Source organism: Allobosea sp. FW305-C-101, assembly GCF_058783685.1.
Genome location: NZ_JBYSYT010000007.1, coordinates 63,541 through 89,213, shown reverse-complemented (window position 1 = coordinate 89,213; position 25,673 = coordinate 63,541). Strand labels below are relative to the sequence as shown.

Here is a 25,673-nt window from a genome sequence, read left to right as displayed (position 1 = left end):
TCGTTGCCGCCTTACACCTTCTCGTCGCGGGTCAGCCGCCAAAGCAGATAGAGCCCGCCCAGCAACCCCGTCGTCAGTCCGATCGGCATGTTGAGACCGGACGGGAAGCGCTGGCTGATCAGGTCGGCTGCCAGCAGCAGGATGGCGCCCATTGCCGCGCCGGGCAGGAGCGGCACGTCCGGCGAGCGGCAGAGCCGCCGAGCAAGCTGCGGGCCGGCCAGCGCGATGAAGGCGATCGGGCCGGCCGCGGCCGTCGCCAGCGCGGTCAGGCCGACCGCCGTCATCACCATCGCGAGCCGCGTGCGCTCGACGGAGACGCCGAGCTGGCTCGCGGCGTCGTCGCCCATCTCCAGCAGGGCGAGCCGCCGGGCATGCCACAGCGCGACGGGCACGATCAGCAGCAGGCCGAGTGCGGCCGGCACGGCATGCGACCAGCTGCGCGCGGCGAGCGAGCCGGCAAGCCAGATCTGCGCCGAGACCGATCGATCGAGATCACTCGCCACCAGCAGGACGGTGTTGACGCCGGACAGGGTCGCTCCGATGCCGATGCCGACGAGCACCAGCCGGTAACCGCCGGTGGCGCGCCCCTTCAGTGCGAGCAGGAAGACGAGCGCGGCCGTCGCCATGCCGGAGAGAACGGCCGACAGCGAAACGGCGAGCGGGTCCGCACCGAACAGGATGATCTGGACGATCGCGCCGGTTGCGGCCCCCGTGGTGAAGCCGATGATATCGGGCGAGCCCAGCGCATTGCGCGAGATTGACTGGAAGATCGCGCCGGCCATGCCGAGCGCCGCGCCGACGCAGGCCGCCGTGACGACGCGCGGCAATCGCAGGCCCCAGACGACACGCTCGGCCATCGCATTCCCACTTTTGCCGAAAAGGGCGGCGGTGACCTCTGCCGGGGTGAAGGTGAGTGTGCCCGTGCCCAGCAGCGCGATCGCGAGCACGAGGCCGATGCCGGCAAGTGCTACGCAGACCCATGCGGTTCGTGGGCGCCATAGCAGCGAGAGCGATCCGAAACGGAGTGGAATGGGAGCGCTCATGGGCGGCTCACCCGGAAGCGACGCACCGCCATGATGAAGAACGGGCCGCCGACCAGGGCTGCGACGATTCCGGCCGCGACCTCCGAGGGGGCCGCGACCACGCGTCCGATGAGATCGGCGCCGAGTAGCAGGATCGCGGCGGCAAGTCCCGCGCCGGGCAGAATCCAGCGATGGTCCGCACCCAATAGGGCACGCGAAAGATGCGGCGCGATCAGCCCGACGAAGCCGATCGGGCCCGCCGTTGCGGTGGCAGCACCCGCCAGCAGCATCACCGCCAGGCAGGCGGCGAGCCAGATCCTGTGCGGTGCGGCGCCGAGTGCCTGCCCGAGTTCCTGCCCCAGCGCGAGGGCGTTCAGGCCGCCGACGACCGAAAGGGCGACGAGGAGCCCGGCAATGACGCAGACGGCGAGCGCTGCGACGGCCTCGAAGCTCGCACCCTCGACCGAGCCGGCTGCCCAATGCCGGAAATCGTCGAAGGCGGTGGGCGGTGCATTGATCGCCACGATGCCGATGATCGCGCCGAGCACGATCGAGAGCCCGGCGCCTGCGAGCACGAGCCGGATCGGATTGGTTCCGGTTTCATGCGCCCGCCCGAGCAGGAAGACGGCGCTGCCGGCAAGCCCGGCCCCGAGCGCGGCGAGCCAGACATAATGCATCGGCCGCGTCAGGCCGAAGACGGTGACGCCCAGCACCACTGCGACCGCCGCGCCGGCATTGATGCCGAGCAGGCCAGGCTCGGCCAGGGGATTGCGGGTCACGGCCTGCATGATCGCGCCGGCGACGCCGAGCGCCGCACCGGCGAAGACGGCTGTGATCAGGCGCGGCACGCGCAATTCCCGGACGATCAGGTGGAGATCGTTGCCGGGATCATAGGCCCGCAAGGCGTTGAGGGCCGTCGCCAGCGGAATCGGGCGGGAGCCGATCGCCAGGCTTGCCAGTGCGAGCAGGGCGAGCACGCCCGTGCCGACGGCGAGCCACCACCCGCGCCGGAGCCTCCTCATGGCTTGCCGAAGCTCGCACGCACCTGCTCGAGGATCTGCCGGCCGGAATAGGGATCGATGCGGAACGAGGTCAGCCCGAGCGGATAGACGCGCTTGCCGATGACGGCCGGATGATTGGCGAGCACGGGCTCTGCCAGGAAGGCCGGCACGTCCTTCTCGGTCGCGCGCAACAGGAGGACGACGTCCCCGGTAATGGCGGCTGAGAGGTTCTCGCGCGAGAAGAACTCGAAATCCGAGGTGCGCCCCGTATTCGGCCGCAGCTCAGGCGGCAGGCCGACGATCTCGAAGCCCAGCTCCGAGAGCAGCTTGGCGACCGGGCTCGATGTCCGCGCGACCGAATAGCTGCCGGCGATGTTGTAGCCGACGATGCTGGCCTTCGTGCCTTTCGCTGTGAGCGTGCGGGCCGTGGCTGCGAGATCGGCGTCGAAGCTCGCGATTGCCGCCGCTGCTTCGCTTTCGAGGCCGGCTGCCTTGCCGAGTTCGGTCGCGAGCTCCTGCCAGCTGCGGCTGGAGTAATCGACGACCATCGTGGGAACGCCGAGCGCCTCCAGCTCGGCCCGGTGCTGCAGGATGCTGTCGGCGCCGGTGGTGGAGGCGATGACGAGATCGGGCTTCCAGCCGAGCACGGCCTCGATGTCGAATTTCAGGTTGGGATAGAGGACCTTCACACCTTTTCGATCGGCATCCCCGGCCCATTGCGAGAAGAAGCCCTTGCCATCGGTCAGCGGACTCGGCGTTGTCGCGGTGCTTGCCACCAGTGGCGCCTCGATCGCCAGCAGGATGCCGGTCACGCTCGGTGTGGTCGAGACGATCCGCTTCGGCTTCGCCGCCAGGGTCAGTTCCCCCGCGACATGCCGGATCGTGCGCGGCCAGCCGGCTTCCTGACTGCGCGCGGGCGCGCCGCCCAAGCTCAGGGCGCCTGCGATGGCGATGATGGCGATGAAAAGCTTGGCGAAAGGCATCGTCGTTGTTCCCGGGCGGGAGTGTCCTGTCGAGCCTGCGGGTCGTGCGCTGCCGGGCCGGCGACATCATACCGTCCGGCTCACCGCCATGCGCATCCGCGTGAAGGCTCGATATTCCTCATGGCGGATCGCATTCTGCAATGCAATATGAGCGTGTGAATTCTGTAGCGTTATCGGGTATAAACCGACGGATGTACAGGATTTCGAGGCAATATAGGTGGTGATTGCAGCGCAAGGATGGAAATCTGTAAAGCAATCGTCAGGATATAGAAGAATTAAAAAGTAGATCGATGTTCGAGAGTCTAAAGAGAATAAGCGCAGAATCCCCTCGTTCCGGCCCCACCGGTGCGGGAGTCGAGCCCGCTCTTGCGCGTCACTCCGAGGCCCGCCTCAGCGCCGAAGCCGTCACGCTCCGCTACGATGCGCGCACGATCTCGACCGGGCTCTCTGTCGCGATCGCCGATGGCTCCTTCACCGTGATCGTCGGTCCCAATGCCTGTGGCAAGTCGACCCTGCTGCGCGCCCTGTCGCGATTGCTCGTCCCGACCTCCGGGCAGGTGATCCTCGACGGATGCGAGATCGGCGAGCGCCCGGCCAAGGAGGTCGCGCGGCGCCTCGGCCTGCTGCCGCAGAGCGCCATCGCGCCTGACGGCATCACGGTGGCGGATCTCGCCGCGCGCGGGCGTTATCCGCATCAATCCTTCCTGCGGCAATGGTCGAAGGCGGACGAGGTCGCGGTTGCGGATGCGATGCGGGCAACGCGCGTGGACGGGCTTGCCGCCCGCGCCGTCGACGAGCTTTCCGGCGGCCAGCGCCAGCGCGTCTGGATCGCGATGGTGCTGGCACAGGAGACGCCGATCCTGCTGCTCGACGAGCCCACGACCTTCCTCGACATCGCCCACCAGATCGAACTGCTCGACCTGCTGGCCGAGCTCAATGCGCAAGGCCGCACCGTCGTCGCCGTGCTGCACGACCTCAACCAGGCCTGCCGCTATGCGTCCCATCTCGTCGCCATGAAGGACGGTGCCATCGTCGCCGAGGGCAACCCGGCCGAGATCGTCACGGCGGAATTGGTCGAAGCGGTCTTCGGCCTGCCCTGCATCGTCATTGCCGACCCCGTCGCGGGCACCCCGCTGATCGTGCCCAAAGGCCAAGGCCGGGTGCGCAATCCCAGCTTTTGAGAAACCAGAGACAAACGCCATGGCCAGGGCCAGACAGCTTCATATCGGATTGAGCCTGACGCCGACCTGGCTGAAGGGCCGGCCGGCCGATGATGGCGAGCCGCGCCCGAATGGCGATCCGACGGATTTCAATCTCGAACTGACCCGTATGGCGGAACGGGCGAAGCTCGATTTCGTCTTCAAGCCGGACTACCTCCTCCTGCATCCGGGCATGGGCGGCGGCTTCGTCGGCCTCGATCCGACGCTGCTGATGGCTGCGATCGCCCGCGAGACCGAGAAGATCGGCCTCGTCACCACGGTCTCGACCAGCTTCAACCCGCCCTATGTGGTGGCGCGCCAGATCCAGTCGCTGCATTGGATCAGCAACGGCCGCGCCGGGCTCAACATCGTCACCTCGATCGAGGGCGCCGAGAATTTCGGCGACGAGCCGATGCCGCCGCCGGATATACGTTACCGCAAGGCGGCGGAGTTCACCGATGTCATGCAAAGGCTCTGGCAGAGTTATCCGAACGCGGCACTGAACGGTGCGGCGACCAGCGCCGCGATCGACCATCGCGGCGCGTTCTTCAGCGTCAGGGGGCCGCTCAACGTGCCCGGCCATTCGGCAGGGCCGCCGCCGCTCTTCCAGGCGGGGGCCTCCGATATCGGCCGTGACTTCGCGGTTTCGATCGCGGATGCGACCTTCGCCGCCATGCCCGATCGGGAGGCCGGCATCGAGTTGCGCGCCGACCTTCGCCGCCGTGCCGAAGCGCGTGGGCGCAGCGCTGCGTCCGTGCGGGTCCTGCCCGGCCTGCATTTCTTCCTCGCCACGACGCGGGAGGAGGCCTGGGCGCTACACGCCCGAGCCCACGCTCATCTCACACCGGACCAGCGCCGCAAATCGGTGAAGACCGTGCTCGGGCTCGATCTCGGCGATCTCGCCCCGGAAACGCGGGTGACGGCCGCGATGCTGCCCCCGGCTGATGCGCCGGTCCGCAGCCGGACCCATGCCACGCTGCTGCGACGCTTCGTCGAGACGAGCGAGCCGACCGTGGCGGAATTGCTCTCACGCCCGGAGGTCGTGGGCTCGGCGCATTGGGTCTCCGTCGGAACGGTCGACGAGGTTCTCGCCGAGATCGTCGACTGGTTCGAGGCCGGCGCGATGGACGGCTTCATCGCGATCCCCGGCGGCTCCTTCCGGTCGCTGCGCCTTTTCACGGAGGAGCTGGTCCCGGCCCTGGCGCGGCGGGGCCTGTTTCGCGGCGAGTACGAGGGATCGACGCTGCGCGAGCACCTGCGGCTCGACGCGGCGTGCTAGGCTTGAACTCAGCCGCCGGATTCCCGCGTCGCGGCCTTCGCCGCCGCATAGAGCGCGGCGCGGTGGCCCTCCGCCTCCGCCGTCTTGACGAAGGACACCGTGGTCACGACGCAGGCGATCTCGCCGAGTGCGTTGAAGACCGGCGCGGCCTTGCCGGTCAGCAGCGAGAACAGATGCTCGTTCAGTTCGGCGCCGCCATCCTGCCGGATCGCATCGAGCATCGCGCCGGCCGGCCGGCTGCCACGAAAGGACGCCGGCTGCTGCTTGCGCACCGCGGCGATCGCATCCTTCGGCAAATGGGCCTGGAAGACGAAGCCGCAGGCGGTGTTGTCGAGCGGCAGGACGTCGCCGAGTGTCACCGTGCTGATCGCGAAATCGGTGCTGCGATACCAGCGCACGATCGTCGGGCCGCGCTCCGTCCAGATCGCGACGCCGCAGCTCGCGGCGATGCTGGCGGAGAGCGTCTTCATGGCACGCGCCGCGACTTCGACCGCATCGATACGCCGAAGTGCTCTGACGCCGATGCTCAGCGCGACGGGGCCGAGATCGTAATATCCGGTTACCTCGTCCTGTGCCGCGAGCCCCTCGCGCACCAGGCTCTGCATGTAGCGATGGGCGGTGGAGGCGCCGGTGCGCGCCCGCCGTGCGATCTCGCCCAGCACCAAAGGGCCGTCTGCCTTGGCGAGGATGTCGAGGAAGCGGGCCGCGATCGAGATCGACTGGATCGTCGCCGAGCGCTTGGCCTTGGGCGCGCCGCGGCCCTCGGATGGCGGGGGCGTCACCGACACCGCTCCGGATCGGGCGAGGCGGAGGCGCGCGCGACGGCAGAAGGGAAAAAGCTGGTCATCATGCGAATCGCGGTGAGGCTCCCGGCGGCCGCCGGAACAGGCTTTCTGCCATTGGCGGCCTTGTCAGGACAAGCGGGCCGGTGCGGCCGGCAATGGGCGTCGCACGGCTGCGGCCGGAAAACAACAGGCCGGGACAATACCGTACAGGTGCCGGCTCTCGTGTTGACATGCGGAATGCATTCCACATTGTAGGATCATCATTGCAAGCTCGCGAGCCACGGCCCTGTCCCCAGCCAGCGAGACGTCTTCGGATTGCGGGGAACATCATGTCGTCCAGGTTCGCTCTGCTGCGCGGCGTCAGCGTCGTGTCGCTCATGGCCGTCGCCGCCGCCTCGCCGGTCTTCGCGCAAGGCGCGCCCGCTCCGGCGGCCGGCACGACGATCGAGCTCGACACGATCATGGTCACCGGCGAGAAGGTCGAGCGCGACCTGCGCAGCACTGCTTCGTCGGTCGCGGTCAAGACGGCCCGTGACATCGCTCGCGAGAACACCGGCAACAGCTCGGTCTCCGAAGTGCTCGTCGGCACGCCGAACGTGACTTACACCGACACGGTCGGGGCGCCGGTCATCCGCGGCCAGGATACGCAGGGGCCGCTCACCGGCCAGAACTCGTTCTGGGGTGGCACTGTGCCCCGTGCCACGATCAACGTGGACGGCCACTATCTCAGCTATAACGAGTATTATTTCGGCGCGACCTCGCCCTGGGACGTCAAGAGCATCGAGGTCTTCCGTGGGCCGCAGACGACCTCGCAGGGCGCCAACGCCATCGCCGGCGCGATCATCGTCAACACCAAGGACCCGACCTTCACGCGGGAAGCGGCTTTCCTGACCGAGTTCGGCAGCTATGCGTCACGGCGCACCGCGATGATGCTGTCCGGTCCGATCATCGCCGAGCAGCTCGCCGGCCGCATCTCGCTGGACTATTCGGCGCGCGACACCTTCATCAACTATGTCAGTCCGAACTTCCAGACGCGCTATGCCGACCAGGACTTCAGGGCGCTCAACCTGCGCGCCAAGCTGCTCTGGCGCCCGACCGCGCTGCCTGGCTTCGAGGCGAAGCTCACCTTGTCGCGCAATTCGACCAACCGGCCGAGCCAGGAAGCGGCATCCGCCCCGTTCCACAGGCTGAGGCACATCACCACGACCATGCCGAGCTGGCGGCAGGACACCACGACCGGCATCCTCGATCTCAGCTATGATTTCGGCAACCGCTTCAAGCTGTTCAACCAGACCCAGTACAGCGATCTCTCGACCAGCCGGAAGACCGGCATCCTCGGCAGTGGCGATGCCTATATCAAGCAGACGAATGCCTCGAACGAGACGCGGCTGACCTACGGCGATCCGAGCGACGTACTCAGCGGCGTTGCCGGCATCTACTACGCCCACACCAAGACGGACGAGGACCTCTACCTCACCGGCCGCTCGACCTTCGACGACACCAAGCGCAATCTCGGCATCTTCGGCGAGGCGAGCTACCGCCTGACCGATCGCTGGACCTTCACCGGCTCGCTGCGCTTCCAGCAGGACCAGATCCAGCGCGTCGGCAGCACGGTCTTCGCACGGCAGGGCGTCGATTTCGACAAGACCTTCCAGGCGGTCCTGCCCAAGGCTTCGCTGGCCTATGCGGTGACGCCGGACTGGACCGTCGGCGCCATGGTCAATCGCGGCTACAATCCCGGCGGCGTCTCGCTGAATCTTACCGCTGGCCGCTGGCAGTCCTTCAAGGAAGAGACGCTCTGGAATTATGAGCTGTTCACCCGCGCCAGCCTGTTCGACAACAGGCTGAACGTCAGCGGCAACCTGTTCTACACCGACTTCCGCAATGCCCAGTACTTCATCCCGGTGGTGCTCGCGACGGGCGTCGTCCAGTCCTATGGCATCAATGCCGAGAAGGCCCATGCCTACGGGCTTGAGGTCAATGCCGACTATCGCATCCTCGACAATCTCACGCTCAAGGCCGGGGCAGGCCTGCTGCGCACGGAAATCGACAGGATCTCGGCCAATGCCGGCTACAAGGGCAACGAGTTCGCGAAGTCGCCTGGCTACATGCTCAGCTTCGGCGTGAGCTGGGACGTCACCAGCAAGTTCAACGTCACCGCGCAGATGCGCCATACCGACGGATACTATTCCGACGTGGCCAATACGCGCCTCTACCTGATCAAGCCCTACACGATCGCCGATCTGCGCGCGAGCTACCAGTTCACCGACAACCTGCAGCTCTACGGCTATGTGAAGAACATCTTCGACGAGCGCGCGCCGACCTATATGCAGCAGAATCGCGGCATCGGCGGCACCGAGGCGAGCATGACCGAGCCGCGCATGTTCGGCGTCGGTCTCAAGGGCACGTTCTGAGCGGATGATGCGGGCCGGCTTGGCGCGATAGCATGACGCGCCAGGTCGCTTTTCCGAAGGCAGGGAGGGCAGGGTGGCTTCACCGTCCACCCGCCCCCCTTCACTTGGTCAGGATCAGCTTTCCCTGCCGGGTGATCTTCAACCGGTAGAGCTCGCCATGATGCTCGATGCCGATCTCGGTCGCGCCGTTGAAAACGGCCGAGCTGGTGAGGCTCTTCGCGGGCTTGGCGTCAGGCTTCGCGGGAGCCTGCCTGGGGTTGCTCAAGGCGGCCCGCCCCGTGGGCCGGCGCGGATTCGGGGTGTTCATGAGAGCGCTCTGGTGATCAACGATGCCGCACATGGGTGTCGGAAACCTGCCATCGTACAAAAAATATAGCAATTACAATAGTTTATACGTGTAATCATTCAAAGTTTCCCGGTCTGCACGCGATCCGGGCAACTGTTGCCGGCGCATGATGATTTGCGGCGATCGCCGAAGCGCGAATGCCTGCTTCGGACCTCCTCTTGCCTCTGGCTGGCTTGCATCACCCAGGCTCGTGACGACGGTACCGCGTGCCGGCGTCGCTGAGGGTTTCGTCGTGTCGCCGGCGCGTCGCGAGGCGTCCGGTGCGCGAGAAAACTTCTAATTGCTAATCAATCGCACTTGCAAAATTGCTCGACTTCGGGTTAGCAATGAGTTGTTGCAATTCATTGTCAATAAGGATGCCTCGATGGCCGTTGGTTCGCGTAGATCGGGTCTGATCGGTTTGGTGGGCGCCGCTTTCGTTGTCGCTTTCGGCGGCGCGCCCGCTGCGGCGCAGGAGAAGTTCAAGGCTGTCACGACCTTCACGGTGATCGCCGATATCGCGCGCAATGTCGCCGGCGACGTCGCCGTGGTCGAGTCGATCACGAAGCCGGGTGCGGAGATCCATAACTACCAGCCGACGCCTGGCGACATCCAGCGTGCGCAGGGCGCGCAGCTCATCCTCTGGAACGGCCTCAATCTCGAACTGTGGTTCGAGAAATTCTTCCGGAACCTCAGGAATGTCCCGAGTGTCGTCGTCTCGCAGGGCGTCGAGCCGATGGGGATCAGCGAGGGACCCTACAAGGGCAAGCCGAACCCGCATGCCTGGATGTCGCCGGCGGCTGCGCTGATCTATGTCGACAATATCCGCGACGCCTTCGCCAAGCACGATCCGAAGAACGCCGAGGCTTACAGGGCCAATGCCGAAGCCTACAAGGCCCGGATCAAGGCGGCCGTCGATCCGATCAAAGCCGAGCTCGCTGCCGTTCCCGCTGAGAAGCGCTGGCTCGTCTCCAGCGAGGGCGCGTTCTCCTATCTGGCGCGTGATTTCGGGTTGAAGGAACTCTATCTCTGGCCCATCAATGCGGACCAACAGGGCACGCCGCAGCAGGTCCGCAAGGTCATCGACGCCGTCAGGAAGAACAAGATCACCGTGGTCTTCTCCGAGAGCACGATCTCCGAAAAGCCCGCCCAGCAGGTCGCGCGCGAGACCGGCGCGAACTATGGCGGCGTGCTCTACGTGGATTCGCTGAGCGAGGCGGACGGCCCGGTTCCGACCTATATCGACCTGCTCAAGGTCACGGCAGACACGATCGCGAAGGGATTGACACGGTGAACGCTCCCGTTGCCGGCCGCTCGCTTCCCACCGTCGTGGAGGAGGGCTCAGGCATCGCGGTGACCGACGCGACGGTCACCTATCGCAATGGCCATACCGCCCTCCGGGATGCGAGCTTCCGCATCCCCACCGGCACGATCGCCGCACTCGTCGGCGTCAACGGCTCCGGCAAGTCGACGCTGTTCAAGGCGATCATGGGCTTCGTGCGCCTTGCGAAGGGTGAGATCCGCATCCTCGGCCTGACCGTGCGCGATGCGCTGCGCCGCAACCTCATCGCCTATGTCCCGCAGGCCGAGGAGGTCGACTGGACCTTCCCGGTGCTGGTCGAGGATGTCGTGATGATGGGCCGCTACGGCCATATGGGCATGATGCGCATCGCCAAGGCCGCGGATCACGAAGCCGTCGCCACGGCGCTCGACCGCGTCGACATGAGCGCCTTCCGCAAGCGCCAGATCGGCGAACTCTCGGGTGGGCAGAAGAAGCGCGTCTTCCTCGCGCGCGCGCTCGCCCAGGACAGCCGGGTCATCCTGCTCGACGAGCCCTTCACCGGCGTCGACGTCAAGACCGAGGACCAGATCATCGCCCTGCTGCGGGAACTCAGGGCGGAGGGCCGCGTCATGCTGGTCTCCACGCATAATCTGGGCTCCGTGCCGGAATTCTGCGACCGCACCATCCTGATCAAGGGGACGGTGCTGGCCTACGGTCCGACGGCTGAGACCTTCACGCAGGAAAACCTGCAGCGCGCCTTCGGCGGCGTGCTCCGCCATTTCGTGCTGGGCGGAGCCGGCCACGAAGGGCAGGCCCCGGTCGGCGTCTTCACCGATGACGAGCGACCCCTGATCCTGCGCGAGGGCAAGGCATCGCGCCGGGAGGCCGAGGCGCCTGACGGAGAGCGGCAATGACCGCGCTCCTGCTCGAGCCCTTCGCCTATGGCTACATGCGCAATGCGATGTGGGTCTCCGCCCTCGTCGGCGGCGTCTGCGCATTCCTGTCCTGCTACCTCATGCTGAAGGGCTGGTCTCTGATCGGTGATGCGCTCTCGCACGCGATCGTGCCGGGTGTGGCCGGCGCCTATATGCTGGGGCTGCCCTTCTCTGTCGGCGCCTTCTTCTCCGGCGGGCTCGCGGCCGGCGCGATGCTCTTCCTGAACCAGCGCACGCGGCTGAAGGAAGACGCCATCATCGGCCTGATCTTCTCCAGCTTCTTCGGGCTCGGCCTGTTCATGGTCTCGCTGTCGCCGACCTCGGTGAACATCCAGACCATCGTGCTCGGCAATGTGCTCGCCATCACCCCGGCCGACACGATCCAGCTCGCGGCCATCGGTTTCGTCTCGCTCGCCATCCTGCTCGTCAAATGGAAGGACCTGATGGTCACCTTCTTCGACGAGAGCCATGCGCGCTCGATCGGCCTCAACCCGACGGCACTCAAGCTGATGTTCTTCACCCTGCTTTCGGCCTCGACGGTGGCGGCGCTGCAGACGGTCGGCGCCTTCCTCGTGATCTGCATGGTGGTCACGCCTGGCGCCACCGCCTATCTGCTGACCGACCGCTTCCCGCGGCTCCTGACGATCGCGGTCGCGATCGGCGCGCTGACGAGCTTCATCGGCGCCTATGTCAGCTATTTTCTCGACGGCGCCACCGGCGGCATCATCGTCGTGCTGCAGACGACGGTCTTCCTCATCGCCTTTTTCCTCGCGCCCAAGCATGGCCTCTTGGCCGCCCGCCGCCGCGCCGCCTGCGAGCTGGAGGCCGGGTGATGGTGCTCATCGAGACATTGCTGTCGCCCTTCCGCTTCGATTTCATGGTCAATGCGCTGGTGATCTCGGCGATCGTCGCCGTGCCGATGGCGCTCCTGTCCTGCTTTCTCGTGCTGAAGGGCTGGTCGCTGATGGGCGATGCGATCAGCCACGCCGTGTTCCCCGGCGTGGTCCTCGCCTACATCTTCGGCTTTCCCTATGCGATCGGCGCCTTCGCCGCCGGCATGATCTGCGCCACCGCGACCGGCTTCCTGAAGGAGAACAGCCGGATCAAGCAGGACACGGTGATGGGCGTGGTCTTCTCCGGCATGTTCGGGCTCGGCCTCGTGCTCTACGTCAAGATCCAGTCCGACGTGCATCTCGACCACATCCTCTTCGGCGACATGCTCGGCGTCTCCGGGGCCGACATTGCAGGCGCGGCCGCGATCGCGCTGTTCACCGCGGCGGTGATCGGCATCAAATGGAAGGATTTCCTGCTGCATGCCTTCGACCCGGCGCAGGCCCAGGCGGTCGGCTTGCGGGTCAAGCTGCTGCATTACGGCCTGCTCGGTCTGATCTCGCTGACGATCGTCGGCGCGCTGCAGGCCGTCGGCATCATCCTCGCCATCGCCATGCTGATCGCGCCCGGTGCCATCGCGTTCCTGCTCACGCGCCGTTTCAGCTCGATGCTCCTGGCGTCGGTGGCCATCGCCGTGAGTGGTTCAGTACTCGGCGTCTATCTCTCGTTCTTCCTCGACAGCGCGCCGGCCCCCACGATCGTGCTGCTTTTGTCGTTCGTCTTCGTCCTCGCGCTCCTCCATACCAGCCGAAGGGCGGCCGTGGTCTCTTGAGGTCTGCCTGACCCATAGAGCGCGCCGGACAGGCAGTCGGGGCCGGGCAAGGCTCCTCGCCGGCCGGCTCCGCTCTTCGCCTTCAGGCTTTCGCCTCATCGTCCGGGTGGGGCATCTCGCAGAAATGGCCGCCGAGATAGCGCCCCGTTGGCGTCTTCGGATCGAGAGCAGGCGCCTTCGCCTCGACCTTGGCCCGGAACGGTTCCGAGCTGTCCTGCGGGCGATAGCCGAGATGGCCGGCACCGCTATTGTCCACCGCCTTCACCGTGTTGTCGGAGGTGCCGAATGTGATCGTATGGCCGACGAAGGGCGCGGTCAGCGACGCCGTGACGAGGCGCACGCAATCGGCAAAGGACAGATAGGACCAGAGCATCCGGCGATCGGCCGGCTCGGGGAAAGACGAGAAGATGCGCAGGCACGCCGTCTCGATGCCGTACTTGTCCCAGTAAAGCCGGCTGAGGCTTTCCACGAAGGTCTTGCCGACGCCATAGAGGCAATCGGGGCGGACCGGCGCATCGACCGAAATATGCGCGCCGATCTCATGGAAGCCGATCGCATGGACGGACGAGGCGTAGATGATCCGCTTGACCCCGTGTTTCCGGGCGCCCTCGTAGATGTGATAGGAGCCGCGGATACTGGAATCGAGGATGACCTGCCATTCGCGTTCGGTCGGTGCTCCCCCGAAATGGACGATGGCATCGCAGCCCTCCGTCGCGGCGATCGTCGCCTCCATGTCGGCGAGATCGAAGATCGCCTCCTCCTCATGGGCGTCGAGCGGGCCGAGCGGCTCGCGATCGGCGAGGCGGATCACTTGCGCGAGCGGCGCAAGACCCGCACGGAGCTGCGAGCCGAGGCGCCCAGCCGCGCCGGTGATCAGGATGCGGTTGTAGTGCGGCATGCGATCCTCGCGTCTGACGGCAGCATCGCAGCGATGCTGCCCTGTTCAGGCCATCCATATCGAAGGACGCAATGAGGCATTGACCGGTGATCGCTGGCAAGCCGCGGCGCGGCTGGGCCGCACTGCGCAGGGTACGGGCCGCCTCGCGGCAATCTCCCGGCTAGCGAGGCAATTCACCCCGCCGGGCTGTGGCTACCACATCGATCACGCGCTCCTCGGGCAGGCCATAATCGGCGCGAGCCGCCGCGGCGGAAACATAGCCCAGGGCGAGGTCGCGTTCGATACTGCGCTGATCCCGTTCCGCCGGTAAGCCGTAGCCGGCACCGCCTGGGAAGGCCATGACGACCTTGCGGCCGTGCGGCACGAACTGCTTGCCCTTGCCCTTCATCGCCGTGCCGTCGTCGAGCGCGATGGTCGTCGGCGCGCCGCCACCCCCGCCGCGCCGGCCGCGGGCGGGATGGTGGACACGATCGAACATGGCCTGGATGTCGAACTCGTAGCCCTCCCAGGCGCCGACCTCCATATGCTGGCCGAGGCCGCCACGATGCTGGCCCTTGCCGCCGGAATCGGGCCGGAGCTCCTTGCGCCAGACGATCACCGGGCCGACCTGCTCGGTCGCCTCGACCGGCATCGTCATCACGCCGGAGGGGAAGGCGGTGGCGTTCATGCCGTCGAGCGCCGGCCGTGCCCCCGAGCCGCCCGAGTTGAAGGTCAGAACCTCCGCGCGCACCGCGTCAGCCGGCCATGGGCCGTCGCTGCGCGGCCGGAGCGAGACCTGGAAATTGCAGAGGCTCCCGGCGCCCTCGGCCGGAACGAGGCCGGGCAGGAGCTTGTCGAGCGCGTCATAGATCGTGTCCGGCACCATATGGCCGATGATGTGGCGCAGCGCGACCGGCGCCGGCCAGACCGCGTTGACGATGGTGTGCTCCGGCGCCGTGATGCGGAAGGGCTCCAGCGAGGCCGCGTTGTTCGGGATTTCCGGCGCGATCGCGCATTTCAGTGCATAGCAGGTATAGGCCTTCGTATAGACCAGCGGCACGTTGATGCCGTTCTTATCGACGCCGGATGTGCCGGCCCAGTCGCAGAGCACGCCGTCCGGCTCGATCGAGATCTTCACCTTGAGGTCGATCGGCCGGCTGTAGCCGTCGATCCGCATATGACCCTCGGCCTCCCCACGCGGCAGGGCGGCGATCCTGTCGAGCGTCGCCTGGCGGGAATTGGCCAGGATGAAATCGGAGATGCCGGCGAGATCGGCGAGCTTGAACTCGACCATCATCTCGATCAGGCGGCGATGGCCGATCTCGTTACAGGTCGCGAGCGCATAGACGTCGCCGACGAGCTGGTCGGGTTCGCGGACATTGCCGCGGATGATCATGACCAGCGTCTCGTTGACCGTGCCGCGATCGGCGAATTTCATGATCGGGATATGCAGGCCTTCCTCGTAGACCGAGTTGGCATCGGCGCCGAAGCCGCGCCCGCCGATATCGACGATATGGGCGGTGCAGGCGAAGAAGCCGACATGGCGGCCCTGGTGGAACGAGGGGCTGACAACGGTGATGTCGTGGAGGTGGCCGGTGCCTTCCCAGGGGTTGTTGGTGATGTAGACATCGCCTTCGGCGATGTTCTCGCGCCCGATCCGGCGGATGAAATGGGCGACCGCATCGGCCATGGCGTTGACGTGGCCGGGCGTGCCGGTGACCGCTTGCGCGAGCATCTCGCCCTTCTCGTTATAGACGCCGGCCGAGAGATCGCCGGCCTCGCGCACCGAGGTCGAGAAGGAGGTGCGGATCAGCGCCTGCGCCTGTTCCTCGACGACCGAGATCAGGCGGTTCCACATGACCTGATAGGCGACCTTGGAGATCTCAGACATGGGCGGGCTCCTTGCGCGCAGCGACAGCGACAGCGGCGGCGGGTGCGGCTTCGGCCAGGCGAATATCGATGCAGCCGTCGTTCAGCGTCACGGCGAAGCGGCTCGACGGCAGGACGATGGTGGTCTCGTCCTCGGTGACGATGCCGGGACCGTTGATCCGGCTGCCGGCGGGCAGAGCGGTACGGTCATGGGCTCCAGCCTCGACGCGGCGGCCGAGGCCGGCATCGAAGACGGAACGGCTGCCTTGCGCCGGTGCATCGCGCATCTGCGAGACCGGCGCGACCGGGGCGACAGCCTCCTGCGGCGTATGGGCATTGACCGACCAGACCGTGATCTCGGCGGCGAGCCCCTTCACCGTGCGCCCGAACAGGTTGGCGTATTCGTGCTCGAAGCGCTGGAGGATGACGGCCGGGTCGGCAGCGCGCGCTTCCTCCGGCGTCAGCGTGACCGGGATCTCCCAGCCCTGGCCCGCATAGCGCATGTAGATCTTGTACTCGGCCTCGATCGCGCCGGACCAGCCGCAGGAGCGCACCACCCGCGTCGCTTCCTCCTCCATCTCGCCGAAGAGTTTCGTGACGCGCGTGGTGTCGAACTGGGCCAGCCTCATGAACAGCGTGCGGTTGGCCTCGAAGCTGAACGGCGCCCTGAGGAAGCCGATGGCCGAGCCGACACCGGCGCCGGGCGGCACCAAGCATCTGACGATGCCGAGCTTCTCGCAGAGGCGCCCGGCATGCAGCGGTGCCGCGCCGCCAAACGCGATCATCGTGTATTCCGAGAGGTCCTCGCCATTCTCGACGGCATGGACCCGCGCGGCATTGGCCATGTTTTCGTCGACGACCTCGGCTACGCCCCAGGCGCTTTCCTCCGCCGCCATGCCGAGCTTGCCGCCGATCTCGGCCTCCAGCGCCTTGGCCGACTGGTCGGCGAAGAGCGGGATCGTGCCGGCCGCGAAATTGTCCGGGTCGATCTTGCCGAGGATGACGTCGGCATCGGTCACGGCCGGGCGCTTGCCGCCACGACCATAGCAGGCCGGGCCGGGCTCGGAGCCTGCGCTCTCCGGTCCGACGCGGATCTGGTTCATCGCGTCGACATGGGCGAGGCTGCCGCCGCCGGCCCCGATCTCGACCATGTCGATCACGGGGATCGAGATCGGCATCCCCGAGCCCTTCTTGAAGCGATAGGTCCGGGCCACCTCGAAGACGCGCGCGGTCTTGGGCGTGTAGTTCTTGATCAGGCAGATCTTGGCGGTGGTGCCGCCCATGTCGAAGGAGAGCACCTTCTTCAACCCGTGCCGCGCGGCGATGTCGGCGGCAAAGACCGCGCCGCCGGCCGGGCCGGATTCGACGAGGCGGACCGGGAATTCCGAGGCGCTTTCGAGCGAGATGATGCCACCGCCCGAATGCATCAGGAAGATCGGACACGCCGCGCCTTCAGCCGCGAGCCGCCCCTTCAGCCGGACGAGATAGCTCTTCATCAGCGGCTTGATATAGGCGTTGGCGATCGTCGTGTTGAAGCGCTCGTATTCCCGCATCTGGGGCGAGACTTCCGAGGAAAGCGAGACCATCGCGCCCGGCAGACGCTCGGTCAGCACCTCGTGGATCAGGCGCTCATGGGCGTCGTTGACATAGGAATGCAGCAGCCCGACCGCGACGCTCTCATAGCCGGCTTCGCGCAGTTCATCGACCAGTGCCTCGACAGCGGCGCGATCGAGCGGGATCAGGACCTTGCCGCGCGCATCCATGCGCTCCTTGACCGTATAGCGCCGGTTGCGCGGCAGCAGCGGCTCGGGCAGCGTCAGGTTGAGGTCGTATTGCTCGAAGCGGCTCTCGGTCCGCATCTCGATGACGTCGCGGAAGCCCTCGGTGGTGATCAGCGCGGTCTTGGCGCCGCGCCGCTCGATCAATGCATTGGTCGCCAGCGTCGTGCCGTGGATGATCTGCCCGATCGTCGAAGCCGCGATGCCGGCCTTCTCGCAGACGCGGTGCATGCCCTCGATGATCGCATCCTCGGGGGCGGTGTAGGTGGTCAGGACCTTGGTCGAGAACCGCTGCCCGCCCTGCTCCAGCACGACGTCGGTGAAGGTTCCCCCGATATCGACGCCCAGGCGGGCCCCGAGAATGGACATGGCTTACGCGCCTCCGTTGTCTGAGGCGGCGAGGATGGAACGCGGCGTCGATGGCGTCGAACTATTATTTTCTATGTGTTCGATAGGGAGCTTTATGGCCGCATCGCGCGCGCGGCGGCCCCCACAGTCCTTTGTGCATCGCCCTGGCGCGCGCGGTCCACATCGGCCTGACGGTGCGCCGCCTAGAGGCGTCGCGCCGTCAGGCCCTTGGCGATGATCGGGCCGGTCGGGCGTCCGGTAGGCGATCCGGAGGCCGGTTCCACAGTGATCTCGAAGAGCTGGTCGGCGCCGAGCGGCAGATTGTCCAGCCGCAGCGGCACGGCGCGGGCACGATCGATCAACCCGACGGAGCGTGGCCCGGTGGCGCGGTCCCACAATGTCCAGATCTCCAGCGCACGCCCCTGCGGCACCGCGATATCCTGAAGCGGCAGCAATTCCACGCGCCCGTCGGCGAACGTGTTCACCACGGCCGCGGCGACATTGGTGTCCGTCAACAGGACGGCGACCATCACGGGCTGGCGGCGGGCACGATCGAGGGCCGCGACAAGCCCGATGGCGAGCAGGATGGCTACGGCTGCCCCGGCAAAGGCGGCACCGCGCCAGAGCCAGAGATCGTCCCACCATCGCGCAAGCCGGGTGCCGAGCGCAGGCGATGAAGACGTCGTCCGGAGCGGCGCGGAGGTGCGGCCAAGTCCGCTCTCGATGCGCTGCCAAAGCCCGGCGGATGGCTCGATTTTGCGCGCGGTCGCGTCGATCGGCGCCAGCCGCATCTGCCAACGGACCACCGCGGCATCCAGCTTTGCGTCGCCGGCCATCTGCCTTTCGAACGCATCCCTCTCGGCCTCGTCGAGCAGGCCCAGCACATATTCTCCGGCGCGGATTTCGGGGTTCGGTTCCTGCGTCATCCGAGGCACTCCTTGAGTGCGATCAGCGATCGCCGGATCCAGGATTTCACCGTCCCGAGCGGCATGCCGAGCTTGCCGGCGATCTCGCCATGGCTCAGCCCCTGCACGAAGGCGAGCAACACCATCCCGCGCCGGGGTGCCGGCAAGGTCTCCAGGCAGCTGCGCAATGCCTTGGCGTCGGAGAGCTTCGCCATCACCGTTTCGGGGTCATCCTCCTCGCTGGCGGCTTCCGCGGCGATCGGGCTTTCGTCGGTCTCCATGCGCTTCTCGTCGCGCAGGATCGAGAGCGAGCGATTGCGCAGGATGGCGTAGATCCAGGTCATGCCCGAACCGCGTTGCGGATCGAAGCGTCCCGCATGCCGCCAGATCAGGATGAAACTGTCCTGCACCGCTTCCTCCGCCAGTGCGCGGCGCTTCAGCATGCGCTGCGCCACACCGATCATACGCGGGCACTCCTGGTCGTAGATGCGCCGGAGCGCGTTTTTATCGCCGCTGGCGCAGGCTGCCAGCGCCAGCTCGATGCCTGTTGCGTCCGACTGCGCGGCATTGACGGCCATGCGGTGTCCCTTGCTCGGCGGTCCCGGTTGGGCTGCACGACGGAAGGATACGCTGCCCCCGCTGCGATGGATGCACCCCGGCGGCTTTATTTTTTCAAGCGCATCCAACGCCTTGCCCCGGCTCTATCCGGCATGAGCGCCGCCGGCAGGTATCGAGGCCGCGGCGCCTGACAGAACCGGAGGACAAGATGACCAAGACGATCCGTTTCGCCCTCGTCGTTTCCACCTGCCTTGGCAGCGGAATCGCCGCGCAGGCCGCCACGCTCGCAGCCCTGACCGGCGACGACACGCTCACCATGATCGACACCGCAACGATGAAGGCCGGCCAGTCGATGAAGGTCAGCGGCATCGCCGGCAAGATCGCCGGCATCGATGTCAGGCCGGCCGACGGCATGCTCTACGCGCTTGGCGTCGATGGCACGATCTACACCGTCGACAAGGCCGGCAAGGCGACCATGAAGTCCAAGATGGACACCGTGTTGTCCGCCAGCGCCATGGCCACGGTCGATTTCAACCCGGCCGCCGACCGGCTGCGGGTGATCGGCTCCGACGGCACGAACCTTCGCGTCAATGTCGATGACGGCAAGACCACGGTCGACGGCAAGCTGAAATTCGCCGAGACCGACATGCACAAGGGTGAGGCCCCGATGATCGTGGCCGGCGCCTACACCAACGCCGTCAAGGGCACCAAGGAAACGGCGCTCTACGACATCGACGGCAAGATCGGTGGCCTGATCAAGCAGGCTCCGCCCAACGATGGCGTTCTCGGCGCGGTCGGCAAGCTCGGCGTCATGCCGAAGGCGATCGCCTTCGATATCGAGACGGCCGCCGACGGCTCCAATACCGGCTGGCTGCTCGCTGACGGCGCGTTACACAAGGTCGATCTCGCGACCGGAAAGGCGACTGCAGTCGGCAAGGTTACGGGGCTTGCAGCAGGGGCGAGGGACATTGCCGTCCTTCCTGCGATGTAGGCTTCTCGCCTGGCCGGGACGCTCGCTATCGCGCGGGCGTCCCGATCAAAGCGGTCCGGACTCGCATACGATCAGGCCGTTGCGACCCTCATCCAGCGCGCTCACGCGATCGCTTCCTTGTCGAACTCGATCGCGCATTCGCGGATCCGGGATCGTGATGCGCGATGGAGCGACGCCAGGCGTCGACAGTACGAATCGCAGCGGCGGCGCCGGTTCGGAAGTCGGATAGGCCGCACGCCTTCCAGGGACATTTGAGCCCAGACCATTTCCAACTGTGATGCGAGAGCGTTCGCGGATTTGTGCGCCTGAGGCAGCGAACGGGTGTGCAGGCAGGTGACGACGCGTGCCTGATCGAAGCGAGGCTGGAGCGATTGCGGTACCCTGCGGGAGAAGTAGAAAACACCCCCGCTTTTTGAAGGTATAAATCGCCTTCTGGTCTACCACTTGGCACACTCCAAGCATGCTCAACGTCAGAAAACGCCTGCTCGCCAGACACTTGGAGGAGATTGAGGGGAAGATTGACGGCGCGCCATTCAGGATAAAACTGCGAACACTTATGTGTTTGAAATAGCGATATGATTTAGTCTGCCGCAAGCCGAGGCCGCCTCGTCTCGACGCTTCCGGTCGGGGCCCTTTACGGACTCTCGAAACGTCCGCTTCCGGACAATCCGATGCTCGCTTTGCCCAGCTAGAGCGGTTCCGGACTTGGTTGAATCGAGTGTGATGTGACGTGGCGCCGGCCGGCTGATTCAACGTGATCGTTGATGAGGTGGGCGATGGCACGAGCACTGAGCGATGATCTGCGTGGACGTGTTTTGACGGCTTCAAGCACGGGGCTTTCAGCCCGGCAGGCGGCCCGGTTAGGGATCGGAAACTCGACGGCGATCCGCTGGATCGCGAGGGCCCGGCTAGGCGAGACGACGGCGCGTGTTCAAGGCCGGTGGCGTGCATCACGCCTCGATGCGCAAGAAGCCTTCATCGTGGGGCTGACCGAGGACCGCCAGGACATCACGCTGAACGAGATGATGGCGCGGCTGCGATCACATACCTGGACGTTCAAAAAAGTCCGCCCATGTACTGGAGCAGGAGCGCCCCGACGTCCTGAGACGGCGCCGGGACTGGTTCGAGGCCCAGCCCGATCTCGATCCGCAACGCCTCGTCTTCATCGACGAGACTGGCCTGTCGACCAAGATGGGCCGCCTGTGTGGCCGTGCCCCGCGCGGCGAGCGCTGCCGGGCTGTCATTCCTCACGGGCGTTGGAAGACGACGACCTTCGCCGGAGCCCTGCGCCTCGGCGGCATGACCGCCCTTTTCGTCTACGAAGGAGCCATGAACGGCACAGCCTTCCTGGCTTATGTCGAGCAGGTCCTGGTTCCGACCTTGAGACGGGGCGATGTCGTCGTGATGGATAACCTGCCTGCTCACAAGCCCGCCGGCGTTCGCGAGGCGATCGAACACGCCGGCGCGACGCTATCCTTCCTGTCGCCTTACAGCCGAGACATGAACCCGATCGAGAATGCCTTCGCAAAGCTCAAGGCCATGCTCCGAGCCAGAGCCGAGCGCTCGATCAGCGCCCTTTGGGATGCCGTCGGCACCATCGTGGACCTGTTCTCGCCAGCCGAATGCGAAAATTACTTCAAAGCCGCAGCCTACGACCCAGATTAAACCGGAAACGTTCCAGAGTATAGCTCGTTCGGGCAGTGCTGATCGCCATACCCTATAGAATGACTATCGGAGCAAAGAACTGGCCAATCGCCGAATGGAGCGAGTGAGCAACGATTTGTGAGCTCTTGGGGTTCGACTTCGACGGGGAGTTGGCGATTCTCGCCTCGAATGATCCCAGCTCGCTATCGACACGCACCAGATGCACGTTGCTTTGCAACTCGGGATCGCAGACCACCTTGACCCGTATTCCTTCGAAACCGGTCCCAGCGAGAGCAAGGGCGGCGGCGACGTTTAGGTTCTGCGGATACGCGGCCGCTGCCTGACGCGCACTTCCTTCAAAAAGGGTGATCGATTCGGACAAGGTTTCGGGCTCCTGCCCGAGTTGCCGAAGTTCGGCTTCCCACGCCTTCACCGGCTTGCGGGACTCGTACGTAATGACGGGCTCTCGCGCATCTCGAACAGCTCGAACGTAGTCAAGCGCGCCAAGAGCCCCGGACGCGAGCATGATACGAGTTCCATGCTCCATTGCCGTCCATTCGAGGCGGCTGCGGAATTCGTCATCACCTAGCGCGCCAATTGATGACAGTAGAACCGGGAAACCGGCGGCCAGCAGAGCGGGGACGGTGTCGCGTACCGATTGGTGGCCTGCCGCCTCTACGACAAGATCAGGTGCGAATTCGCAGACCTGGGCGATATCCTCGAGAACTGCGATATCAGTTGGCACACGGCTTCGAGATTGAGACCCGGGCCGCAACAGCACTGCAACGGCGTAGCGCGTGCTCTGGGCTTGCAGTTGTTGAATGAGGTCGGCAGCTATCGATCCAAAACCTATTGTTACGATGTTCTTCTTCATAGTTTTTTGATCCAAGAACGGACTTTCCTGACGAAAGCGTCATGACGCGACACGGGGAAAAAATGCCCTCCTTGCCTGAAGTTCACGAGACTCGCCTGCGGCAACGCAGCGACCAATTCGTCTTGCATGAACGACGGAATGACGAGATCGTCGCGGGCGCTGAACACTTGGATGGGAAGCTGAAGCTGAGAGGCTTGTTCGGTCCCGTCGAATGCCAGCAACGCCTCAATTCGCTGCTCGACGATGGCTCGGGCCTCAGCCGAGGCCGGGGCGTTTGCGCGAGATGCTGCAACGACCTGCATGTTCTTCTGAAGCCAGTCCGGCGGATAGGAGATTAGCGTCGCGTTGACCGCGTAGGCTGCCGGAGAAACAGTCAGGAGTTCCCGGCGCGCATCGAAAAGGCTCTGCATGTAGGCGCCGGGCTTCAGCCAGGTCCCGCTCAGGATCGCCCCCTCGAATCTGTCGGGTGCGACGCAAGTCAATGTTTGGGCAATGCAGCCGCCAGTCGAGTGCCCGAGAACGACGCAGCGCTCGATGCCCGCTGCATCCAACATGGTCAGGCAGTCCTCCGCCAGTGTGCGGATCGTGCACTCTGCCGTTCCGCGCGTGCTGTGCCCGATGCCTCTCTGGTCAAAGCGCAGGACCTGCAAGTCGCGTGCGAGCGCAGCGGAAGCTGCACGCCAGAATGCTGCGCTTCCACCCAGGCCACTGACAAGAAGCAAGGTCCGCGAGCTCGATCCTCGCATCCACCCCTTGAGGTTGGCGCCATCGGGGGTGACAGCCTCCACGGCTACGTCATCTGCCCATTGCCGGAGATTCATTCCCGGTCTCCAAGAACATTGGGCGCCGTTCCGGCGCCCAATGCGAATTGCCTATTTCTTCTGGTTGAAGCTGGAATCGACCCACCCGAACACGGTTTCCCGCTCGATTTCAGCGATGTTCTCTGGGCGCGGAAAGGGTTCGGGCGCCGTGTCTCCAGGCGTCTTTGCCCGTCCGATTCTGGCAAAGAAATCATCCAAACCACCCGGCATCAGCAAGACTGTGAAGCTTAGCGGCTCGTCATTGGGGTTGAGGAAATGGTGCTTTATCCCCGATCCGATGTAGGCGCAGGATCCTGCCTCCAGCGGATGATCGACGCCTTCAATCCTGGCAATGCCCCGCCCCTGGAGAACAAAGATGATCTCTTCATGATCCTCATGCGTGTGTTCACGGATGAAGCTGTTTGCTGCGACCGTCTGGGTCCCCATCGAGAATTGGGCAGCGCCACCGGTTTTCGCCGTGTTCAGGAGATTGCGAACGAAGCCGTTGGCGGGGAGAGGTTGCCAAAAGCTGTCCCCGTCATCGGGTCCCAAGACGATCGCTTTGCTCTCGCTCTGTTGCGTGGTCATCGATCACTCCGCTGTTTAACTGGGTTCACGCGATTTACTGAGCGGCAATTCCAAGGGGCATAGGCGCGTCGTAGCGAGCCATGGCGTCCTCGATGGAGCTGCTGAAGCGATCCCAGGGCGTATAGATGAAATTGTAGTTCCTGACGGCGAAGGCCGGCCCAACGAAGAACTTTTCATAGGATGTAGCCCGGCTGGCGAGATCCGATCCGATGAGATCCCACGCGAATTTGAACACGCGCATTCGATCGACGGCGGAGATTGCGCCGGAGGCCCAGAGCTCCTGAAAAGTCTCGGCCAATTCCTCATTCTGAAGAATGCCGATGTCCGCGGGGAACTGAAAATGCCCGCCCCCCATCAACTCTCGAAGCGTGTCGATGATGGCGCTGTGCTGCTCCATGGCCCAATGGATTGCCCCGTAGAGCTCGCGCCGCCCGTACATTACACCGGAGTCGCCGACCTTCTCGTAATTCTCGATCTGACCGGCTACCATCGCGCTGAAGCCCGCCTCGGCCGCGGCCAGTCTGCCCAGAACTTCGCGAACAGCGGGAATCTCATGCGCTCCGGTGGCTCGCGTGATCAGGTTCGCCATTCCGAGGAACGTCCTCATCTTGGTCGAAAACCGGACCATGCACTGATGGTTGGCGATCACATGCGCGGGGGTATGATGGTAAATATTACGAGAGAGTTCCGCGTCGTCGTGAACGATGACCTTCTCCCACGGCACATGTACATCCTTGAAGACGAGCATGCAGTCGGATTCGTCGTATCTTGCGGTCAGCGGGGCATCGAACTCAGCTTCGCCGCTGCGGTTGAACGGCCGGCGGGCCCAAAGTGAAAGCCCCGGCAAATTCAGGGGGATGACGCAGGTGATAGCTTCCTTCCGGCGGGCCGCGTCCAGCGGCATCACATTGCCGATGAGAACTTCATGCGCGTATGCAGCGCTGGTTGCGAGCATTTTCATGCCATTCAACGTCACGCCGCGGTCATCCTCCGCAGTGACCTGAAGGGCCGGTTGCCGCACCTTGTTGTTGTAGAATTCCTTGCTGCGCGCGCCCTGCGGAGGCACGATCGCGTAAGTGCAGAAGACGTCATTGCGGCGCATATGCCGATAGATGTTTTCGAGGTTGTCGGCATAGCCGCCTGGCCGCTCAAACACCTCGCGGGCGAGCGTCATGCCCGTGATGCTGCTGGCAACGGTATCCGGCGTCCTCCCCATCAGACCAAGCGTGAAATCGGTGATGCGGCGATGGGCACGATGACGCCGGCGCAGATCCTCCTGGGTTCTCGGTTGCAGATAGTGCATCGAGAAGCGCTCGCCGCCTTCCTCGAAAGTCATCTCGTCGCGGAGTTCGGGCGAGGCCTTCAGATCGTAGATGGCTGCGAAAGTCTGCGCCGCCCCGCGAAATGCCGGGTGGGTCGTCGCGTCCTTGATCTGCTCGCCACCGACATAGATCGTCCGCCCGTCCCTGATGCTCTCCAGATAGTCCCGGCCGCTCAGAATCATCGCATGCTCCCCGTCGTAGTGCCTGGTTAGTTGGATATCATTATTATAT

The 25,673-nt window shown here is 65.2% G+C and carries 24 protein-coding genes; 9 read left to right on the top strand and 15 right to left on the bottom strand.

The window, feature by feature from the left end; all coding sequences use genetic code 11:
- Positions 1 to 11 precede the first annotated feature (11 nt).
- From AC3WMA_RS23365 to fepB, 3 genes are read right to left on the bottom strand one after another with little or no spacing between them, the layout of a single operon-like run.
- The gene (locus AC3WMA_RS23365) at positions 12 to 1,043 is read right to left on the bottom strand and encodes a FecCD family ABC transporter permease (RefSeq protein WP_492287667.1); all 1,032 of its coding nucleotides are present in this window, start codon (positions 1,041 to 1,043) and stop codon (positions 12 to 14) included.
- The gene (locus AC3WMA_RS23360; RefSeq protein ID WP_492287666.1) at positions 1,040 to 2,044 is read right to left on the bottom strand and encodes a FecCD family ABC transporter permease; all 1,005 of its coding nucleotides are present in this window, start codon (positions 2,042 to 2,044) and stop codon (positions 1,040 to 1,042) included. Before AC3WMA_RS23360 ends, AC3WMA_RS23365 begins: the two co-directional genes overlap by 4 nt.
- A complete protein-coding gene (gene fepB / locus AC3WMA_RS23355; protein WP_492287665.1) occupies positions 2,041 to 3,006 on the bottom strand; it encodes a Fe2+-enterobactin ABC transporter substrate-binding protein in 966 nt (321 codons plus the stop codon). Before fepB ends, AC3WMA_RS23360 begins: the two co-directional genes overlap by 4 nt.
- A gap of 290 nt (positions 3,007 to 3,296) precedes the next feature.
- On the opposite strand from fepB, the gene AC3WMA_RS23350 reads away from it, so the two are divergent.
- Positions 3,297 to 4,187, top strand: coding sequence for an ABC transporter ATP-binding protein (locus AC3WMA_RS23350; RefSeq protein WP_492287664.1), 891 nt, complete (start codon positions 3,297 to 3,299; stop codon positions 4,185 to 4,187).
- A gap of 19 nt (positions 4,188 to 4,206) precedes the next feature.
- The gene (locus AC3WMA_RS23345) at positions 4,207 to 5,484 is read left to right on the top strand and encodes an NtaA/DmoA family FMN-dependent monooxygenase (RefSeq protein ID WP_492287663.1); all 1,278 of its coding nucleotides are present in this window, start codon (positions 4,207 to 4,209) and stop codon (positions 5,482 to 5,484) included.
- An 8-nt stretch (positions 5,485 to 5,492) separates the two neighbouring features.
- On the opposite strand, the gene AC3WMA_RS23340 is transcribed toward AC3WMA_RS23345, so the two are convergent.
- The gene (locus AC3WMA_RS23340) at positions 5,493 to 6,266 is read right to left on the bottom strand and encodes an IclR family transcriptional regulator (RefSeq protein ID WP_492287662.1); all 774 of its coding nucleotides are present in this window, start codon (positions 6,264 to 6,266) and stop codon (positions 5,493 to 5,495) included.
- A 332-nt stretch (positions 6,267 to 6,598) separates the two neighbouring features.
- Between AC3WMA_RS23340 and AC3WMA_RS23335 the strand changes: the two genes are divergently transcribed.
- Complete coding sequence (locus AC3WMA_RS23335) at positions 6,599 to 8,683, top strand: TonB-dependent receptor (RefSeq protein ID WP_492287661.1); 2,085 nt, start codon at positions 6,599 to 6,601, stop codon at positions 8,681 to 8,683.
- Positions 8,684 to 8,783: 100 nt separating this feature from the next.
- Here the strand turns inward: AC3WMA_RS23335 and hemP are convergent, their stop codons facing one another.
- Positions 8,784 to 8,990, bottom strand: a complete 207-nt coding sequence (hemP, locus tag AC3WMA_RS23330; RefSeq protein WP_492287660.1) for a hemin uptake protein HemP — start codon at positions 8,988 to 8,990, stop codon at positions 8,784 to 8,786.
- A 403-nt stretch (positions 8,991 to 9,393) separates the two neighbouring features.
- Between hemP and AC3WMA_RS23325 the strand changes: the two genes are divergently transcribed.
- The 4 genes from AC3WMA_RS23325 to AC3WMA_RS23310 are packed head-to-tail and all read left to right on the top strand — an operon-like array spanning position 9,394 to position 12,888.
- Complete coding sequence (locus tag AC3WMA_RS23325) at positions 9,394 to 10,302, top strand: metal ABC transporter substrate-binding protein (RefSeq protein WP_492287659.1); 909 nt, start codon at positions 9,394 to 9,396, stop codon at positions 10,300 to 10,302.
- Complete coding sequence (locus tag AC3WMA_RS23320; RefSeq protein WP_492287658.1) at positions 10,299 to 11,204, top strand: manganese/iron ABC transporter ATP-binding protein; 906 nt, start codon at positions 10,299 to 10,301, stop codon at positions 11,202 to 11,204. Before AC3WMA_RS23325 ends, AC3WMA_RS23320 begins: the two co-directional genes overlap by 4 nt.
- Positions 11,201 to 12,058, top strand: a complete 858-nt coding sequence (gene sitC, locus AC3WMA_RS23315; RefSeq protein ID WP_492287657.1) for an iron/manganese ABC transporter permease subunit SitC — start codon at positions 11,201 to 11,203, stop codon at positions 12,056 to 12,058. Before AC3WMA_RS23320 ends, sitC begins: the two co-directional genes overlap by 4 nt.
- On the top strand, positions 12,058 to 12,888 hold the full coding sequence (locus tag AC3WMA_RS23310; RefSeq protein WP_492287656.1) for a metal ABC transporter permease: 831 nt from the start codon (positions 12,058 to 12,060) through the stop codon (positions 12,886 to 12,888). The genes sitC and AC3WMA_RS23310 overlap by 1 nt, the downstream gene beginning before the upstream one ends.
- 82 nt (positions 12,889 to 12,970) lie before the next feature.
- Here the strand turns inward: AC3WMA_RS23310 and AC3WMA_RS23305 are convergent, their stop codons facing one another.
- The 5 genes from AC3WMA_RS23305 to AC3WMA_RS23285 form a co-directional block, all read right to left on the bottom strand.
- Complete coding sequence (locus AC3WMA_RS23305; protein ID WP_492287655.1) at positions 12,971 to 13,786, bottom strand: NAD-dependent epimerase/dehydratase family protein; 816 nt, start codon at positions 13,784 to 13,786, stop codon at positions 12,971 to 12,973.
- 160 nt (positions 13,787 to 13,946) lie between these two features.
- A complete protein-coding gene (locus AC3WMA_RS23300) occupies positions 13,947 to 15,656 on the bottom strand; it encodes a hydantoinase B/oxoprolinase family protein (RefSeq protein WP_492287654.1) in 1,710 nt (569 codons plus the stop codon).
- On the bottom strand, positions 15,649 to 17,781 hold the full coding sequence (locus tag AC3WMA_RS23295) for a hydantoinase/oxoprolinase family protein (protein ID WP_492287653.1): 2,133 nt from the start codon (positions 17,779 to 17,781) through the stop codon (positions 15,649 to 15,651). Before AC3WMA_RS23295 ends, AC3WMA_RS23300 begins: the two co-directional genes overlap by 8 nt.
- Before the next feature lie 182 nt (positions 17,782 to 17,963).
- Complete coding sequence (locus AC3WMA_RS23290; protein ID WP_492287652.1) at positions 17,964 to 18,686, bottom strand: anti-sigma factor; 723 nt, start codon at positions 18,684 to 18,686, stop codon at positions 17,964 to 17,966.
- Entirely contained in the window at positions 18,683 to 19,243 is a 561-nt protein-coding gene (locus AC3WMA_RS23285) for a sigma-70 family RNA polymerase sigma factor (RefSeq protein ID WP_492287651.1), read from the bottom strand. Before AC3WMA_RS23285 ends, AC3WMA_RS23290 begins: the two co-directional genes overlap by 4 nt.
- Before the next feature lie 188 nt (positions 19,244 to 19,431).
- Between AC3WMA_RS23285 and AC3WMA_RS23280 the strand changes: the two genes are divergently transcribed.
- Complete coding sequence (locus AC3WMA_RS23280; RefSeq protein WP_492287650.1) at positions 19,432 to 20,214, top strand: DUF4394 domain-containing protein; 783 nt, start codon at positions 19,432 to 19,434, stop codon at positions 20,212 to 20,214.
- A gap of 101 nt (positions 20,215 to 20,315) precedes the next feature.
- On the opposite strand, the gene AC3WMA_RS23275 is transcribed toward AC3WMA_RS23280, so the two are convergent.
- Positions 20,316 to 20,636, bottom strand: a complete 321-nt coding sequence (locus tag AC3WMA_RS23275; RefSeq protein ID WP_492287737.1) for a DUF6538 domain-containing protein — start codon at positions 20,634 to 20,636, stop codon at positions 20,316 to 20,318.
- Positions 20,637 to 20,990: 354 nt separating this feature from the next.
- Between AC3WMA_RS23275 and AC3WMA_RS23270 the strand changes: the two genes are divergently transcribed.
- Positions 20,991 to 21,879, top strand: a protein-coding gene (locus tag AC3WMA_RS23270; protein ID WP_280174209.1) for an IS630 family transposase whose coding sequence is annotated in 2 segments (ribosomal slippage) — positions 20,991 to 21,272 and positions 21,274 to 21,879 — 888 coding nt in all. Because the reading frame shifts where the segments join, the coding sequence is not laid out codon by codon here.
- A gap of 52 nt (positions 21,880 to 21,931) precedes the next feature.
- On the opposite strand, the gene AC3WMA_RS23265 is transcribed toward AC3WMA_RS23270, so the two are convergent.
- From AC3WMA_RS23265 to AC3WMA_RS23250, 4 genes are read right to left on the bottom strand one after another with little or no spacing between them, the layout of a single operon-like run.
- Positions 21,932 to 22,732 (bottom strand): aspartate dehydrogenase, encoded by an 801-nt coding sequence (locus tag AC3WMA_RS23265; protein WP_076442370.1) that lies wholly within the window; start codon positions 22,730 to 22,732, stop codon positions 21,932 to 21,934.
- Complete coding sequence (locus AC3WMA_RS23260; RefSeq protein ID WP_076442368.1) at positions 22,729 to 23,553, bottom strand: alpha/beta fold hydrolase; 825 nt, start codon at positions 23,551 to 23,553, stop codon at positions 22,729 to 22,731. The genes AC3WMA_RS23265 and AC3WMA_RS23260 overlap by 4 nt, the downstream gene beginning before the upstream one ends.
- A 51-nt stretch (positions 23,554 to 23,604) precedes the next feature.
- Complete coding sequence (locus tag AC3WMA_RS23255) at positions 23,605 to 24,120, bottom strand: cupin domain-containing protein (protein ID WP_076442366.1); 516 nt, start codon at positions 24,118 to 24,120, stop codon at positions 23,605 to 23,607.
- A 34-nt stretch (positions 24,121 to 24,154) separates the two neighbouring features.
- Positions 24,155 to 25,624, bottom strand: coding sequence for a 4-hydroxyphenylacetate 3-hydroxylase family protein (locus AC3WMA_RS23250; protein ID WP_076442364.1), 1,470 nt, complete (start codon positions 25,622 to 25,624; stop codon positions 24,155 to 24,157).
- Positions 25,625 to 25,673 lie beyond the last annotated feature (49 nt).

What these genes read in the sequence shown, in the direction of transcription:
- AC3WMA_RS23365 (WP_492287667.1), bottom strand. Translation starts at nt 1,043, where the DNA reads ATGAGCGCTCCCATTCCACTCCGTTTCGGATCGCTCTCGCTGCTATGG.
- AC3WMA_RS23360 (WP_492287666.1), bottom strand. Translation starts at nt 2,044, where the DNA reads ATGAGGAGGCTCCGGCGCGGGTGGTGGCTCGCCGTCGGCACGGGCGTG.
- fepB (WP_492287665.1), bottom strand. Translation starts at nt 3,006, where the DNA reads ATGCCTTTCGCCAAGCTTTTCATCGCCATCATCGCCATCGCAGGCGCC.
- AC3WMA_RS23350 (WP_492287664.1), top strand. Translation starts at nt 3,297, where the DNA reads ATGTTCGAGAGTCTAAAGAGAATAAGCGCAGAATCCCCTCGTTCCGGC.
- AC3WMA_RS23345 (WP_492287663.1), top strand. Translation starts at nt 4,207, where the DNA reads ATGGCCAGGGCCAGACAGCTTCATATCGGATTGAGCCTGACGCCGACC.
- AC3WMA_RS23335 (WP_492287661.1), top strand. Translation starts at nt 6,599, where the DNA reads ATGTCGTCCAGGTTCGCTCTGCTGCGCGGCGTCAGCGTCGTGTCGCTC.
- hemP (WP_492287660.1), bottom strand. Translation starts at nt 8,990, where the DNA reads ATGAACACCCCGAATCCGCGCCGGCCCACGGGGCGGGCCGCCTTGAGC.
- AC3WMA_RS23325 (WP_492287659.1), top strand. Translation starts at nt 9,394, where the DNA reads ATGGCCGTTGGTTCGCGTAGATCGGGTCTGATCGGTTTGGTGGGCGCC.
- sitC (WP_492287657.1), top strand. Translation starts at nt 11,201, where the DNA reads ATGACCGCGCTCCTGCTCGAGCCCTTCGCCTATGGCTACATGCGCAAT.
- AC3WMA_RS23310 (WP_492287656.1), top strand. Translation starts at nt 12,058, where the DNA reads ATGGTGCTCATCGAGACATTGCTGTCGCCCTTCCGCTTCGATTTCATG.
- AC3WMA_RS23305 (WP_492287655.1), bottom strand. Translation starts at nt 13,786, where the DNA reads ATGCCGCACTACAACCGCATCCTGATCACCGGCGCGGCTGGGCGCCTC.
- AC3WMA_RS23300 (WP_492287654.1), bottom strand. Translation starts at nt 15,656, where the DNA reads ATGTCTGAGATCTCCAAGGTCGCCTATCAGGTCATGTGGAACCGCCTG.
- AC3WMA_RS23295 (WP_492287653.1), bottom strand. Translation starts at nt 17,781, where the DNA reads ATGTCCATTCTCGGGGCCCGCCTGGGCGTCGATATCGGGGGAACCTTC.
- AC3WMA_RS23290 (WP_492287652.1), bottom strand. Translation starts at nt 18,686, where the DNA reads ATGACGCAGGAACCGAACCCCGAAATCCGCGCCGGAGAATATGTGCTG.
- AC3WMA_RS23285 (WP_492287651.1), bottom strand. Translation starts at nt 19,243, where the DNA reads ATGGCCGTCAATGCCGCGCAGTCGGACGCAACAGGCATCGAGCTGGCG.
- AC3WMA_RS23280 (WP_492287650.1), top strand. Translation starts at nt 19,432, where the DNA reads ATGACCAAGACGATCCGTTTCGCCCTCGTCGTTTCCACCTGCCTTGGC.
- AC3WMA_RS23265 (WP_076442370.1), bottom strand. Translation starts at nt 22,732, where the DNA reads ATGAAGAAGAACATCGTAACAATAGGTTTTGGATCGATAGCTGCCGAC.
- AC3WMA_RS23260 (WP_076442368.1), bottom strand. Translation starts at nt 23,553, where the DNA reads ATGAATCTCCGGCAATGGGCAGATGACGTAGCCGTGGAGGCTGTCACC.
- AC3WMA_RS23255 (WP_076442366.1), bottom strand. Translation starts at nt 24,120, where the DNA reads ATGACCACGCAACAGAGCGAGAGCAAAGCGATCGTCTTGGGACCCGAT.
- AC3WMA_RS23250 (WP_076442364.1), bottom strand. Translation starts at nt 25,624, where the DNA reads ATGATTCTGAGCGGCCGGGACTATCTGGAGAGCATCAGGGACGGGCGG.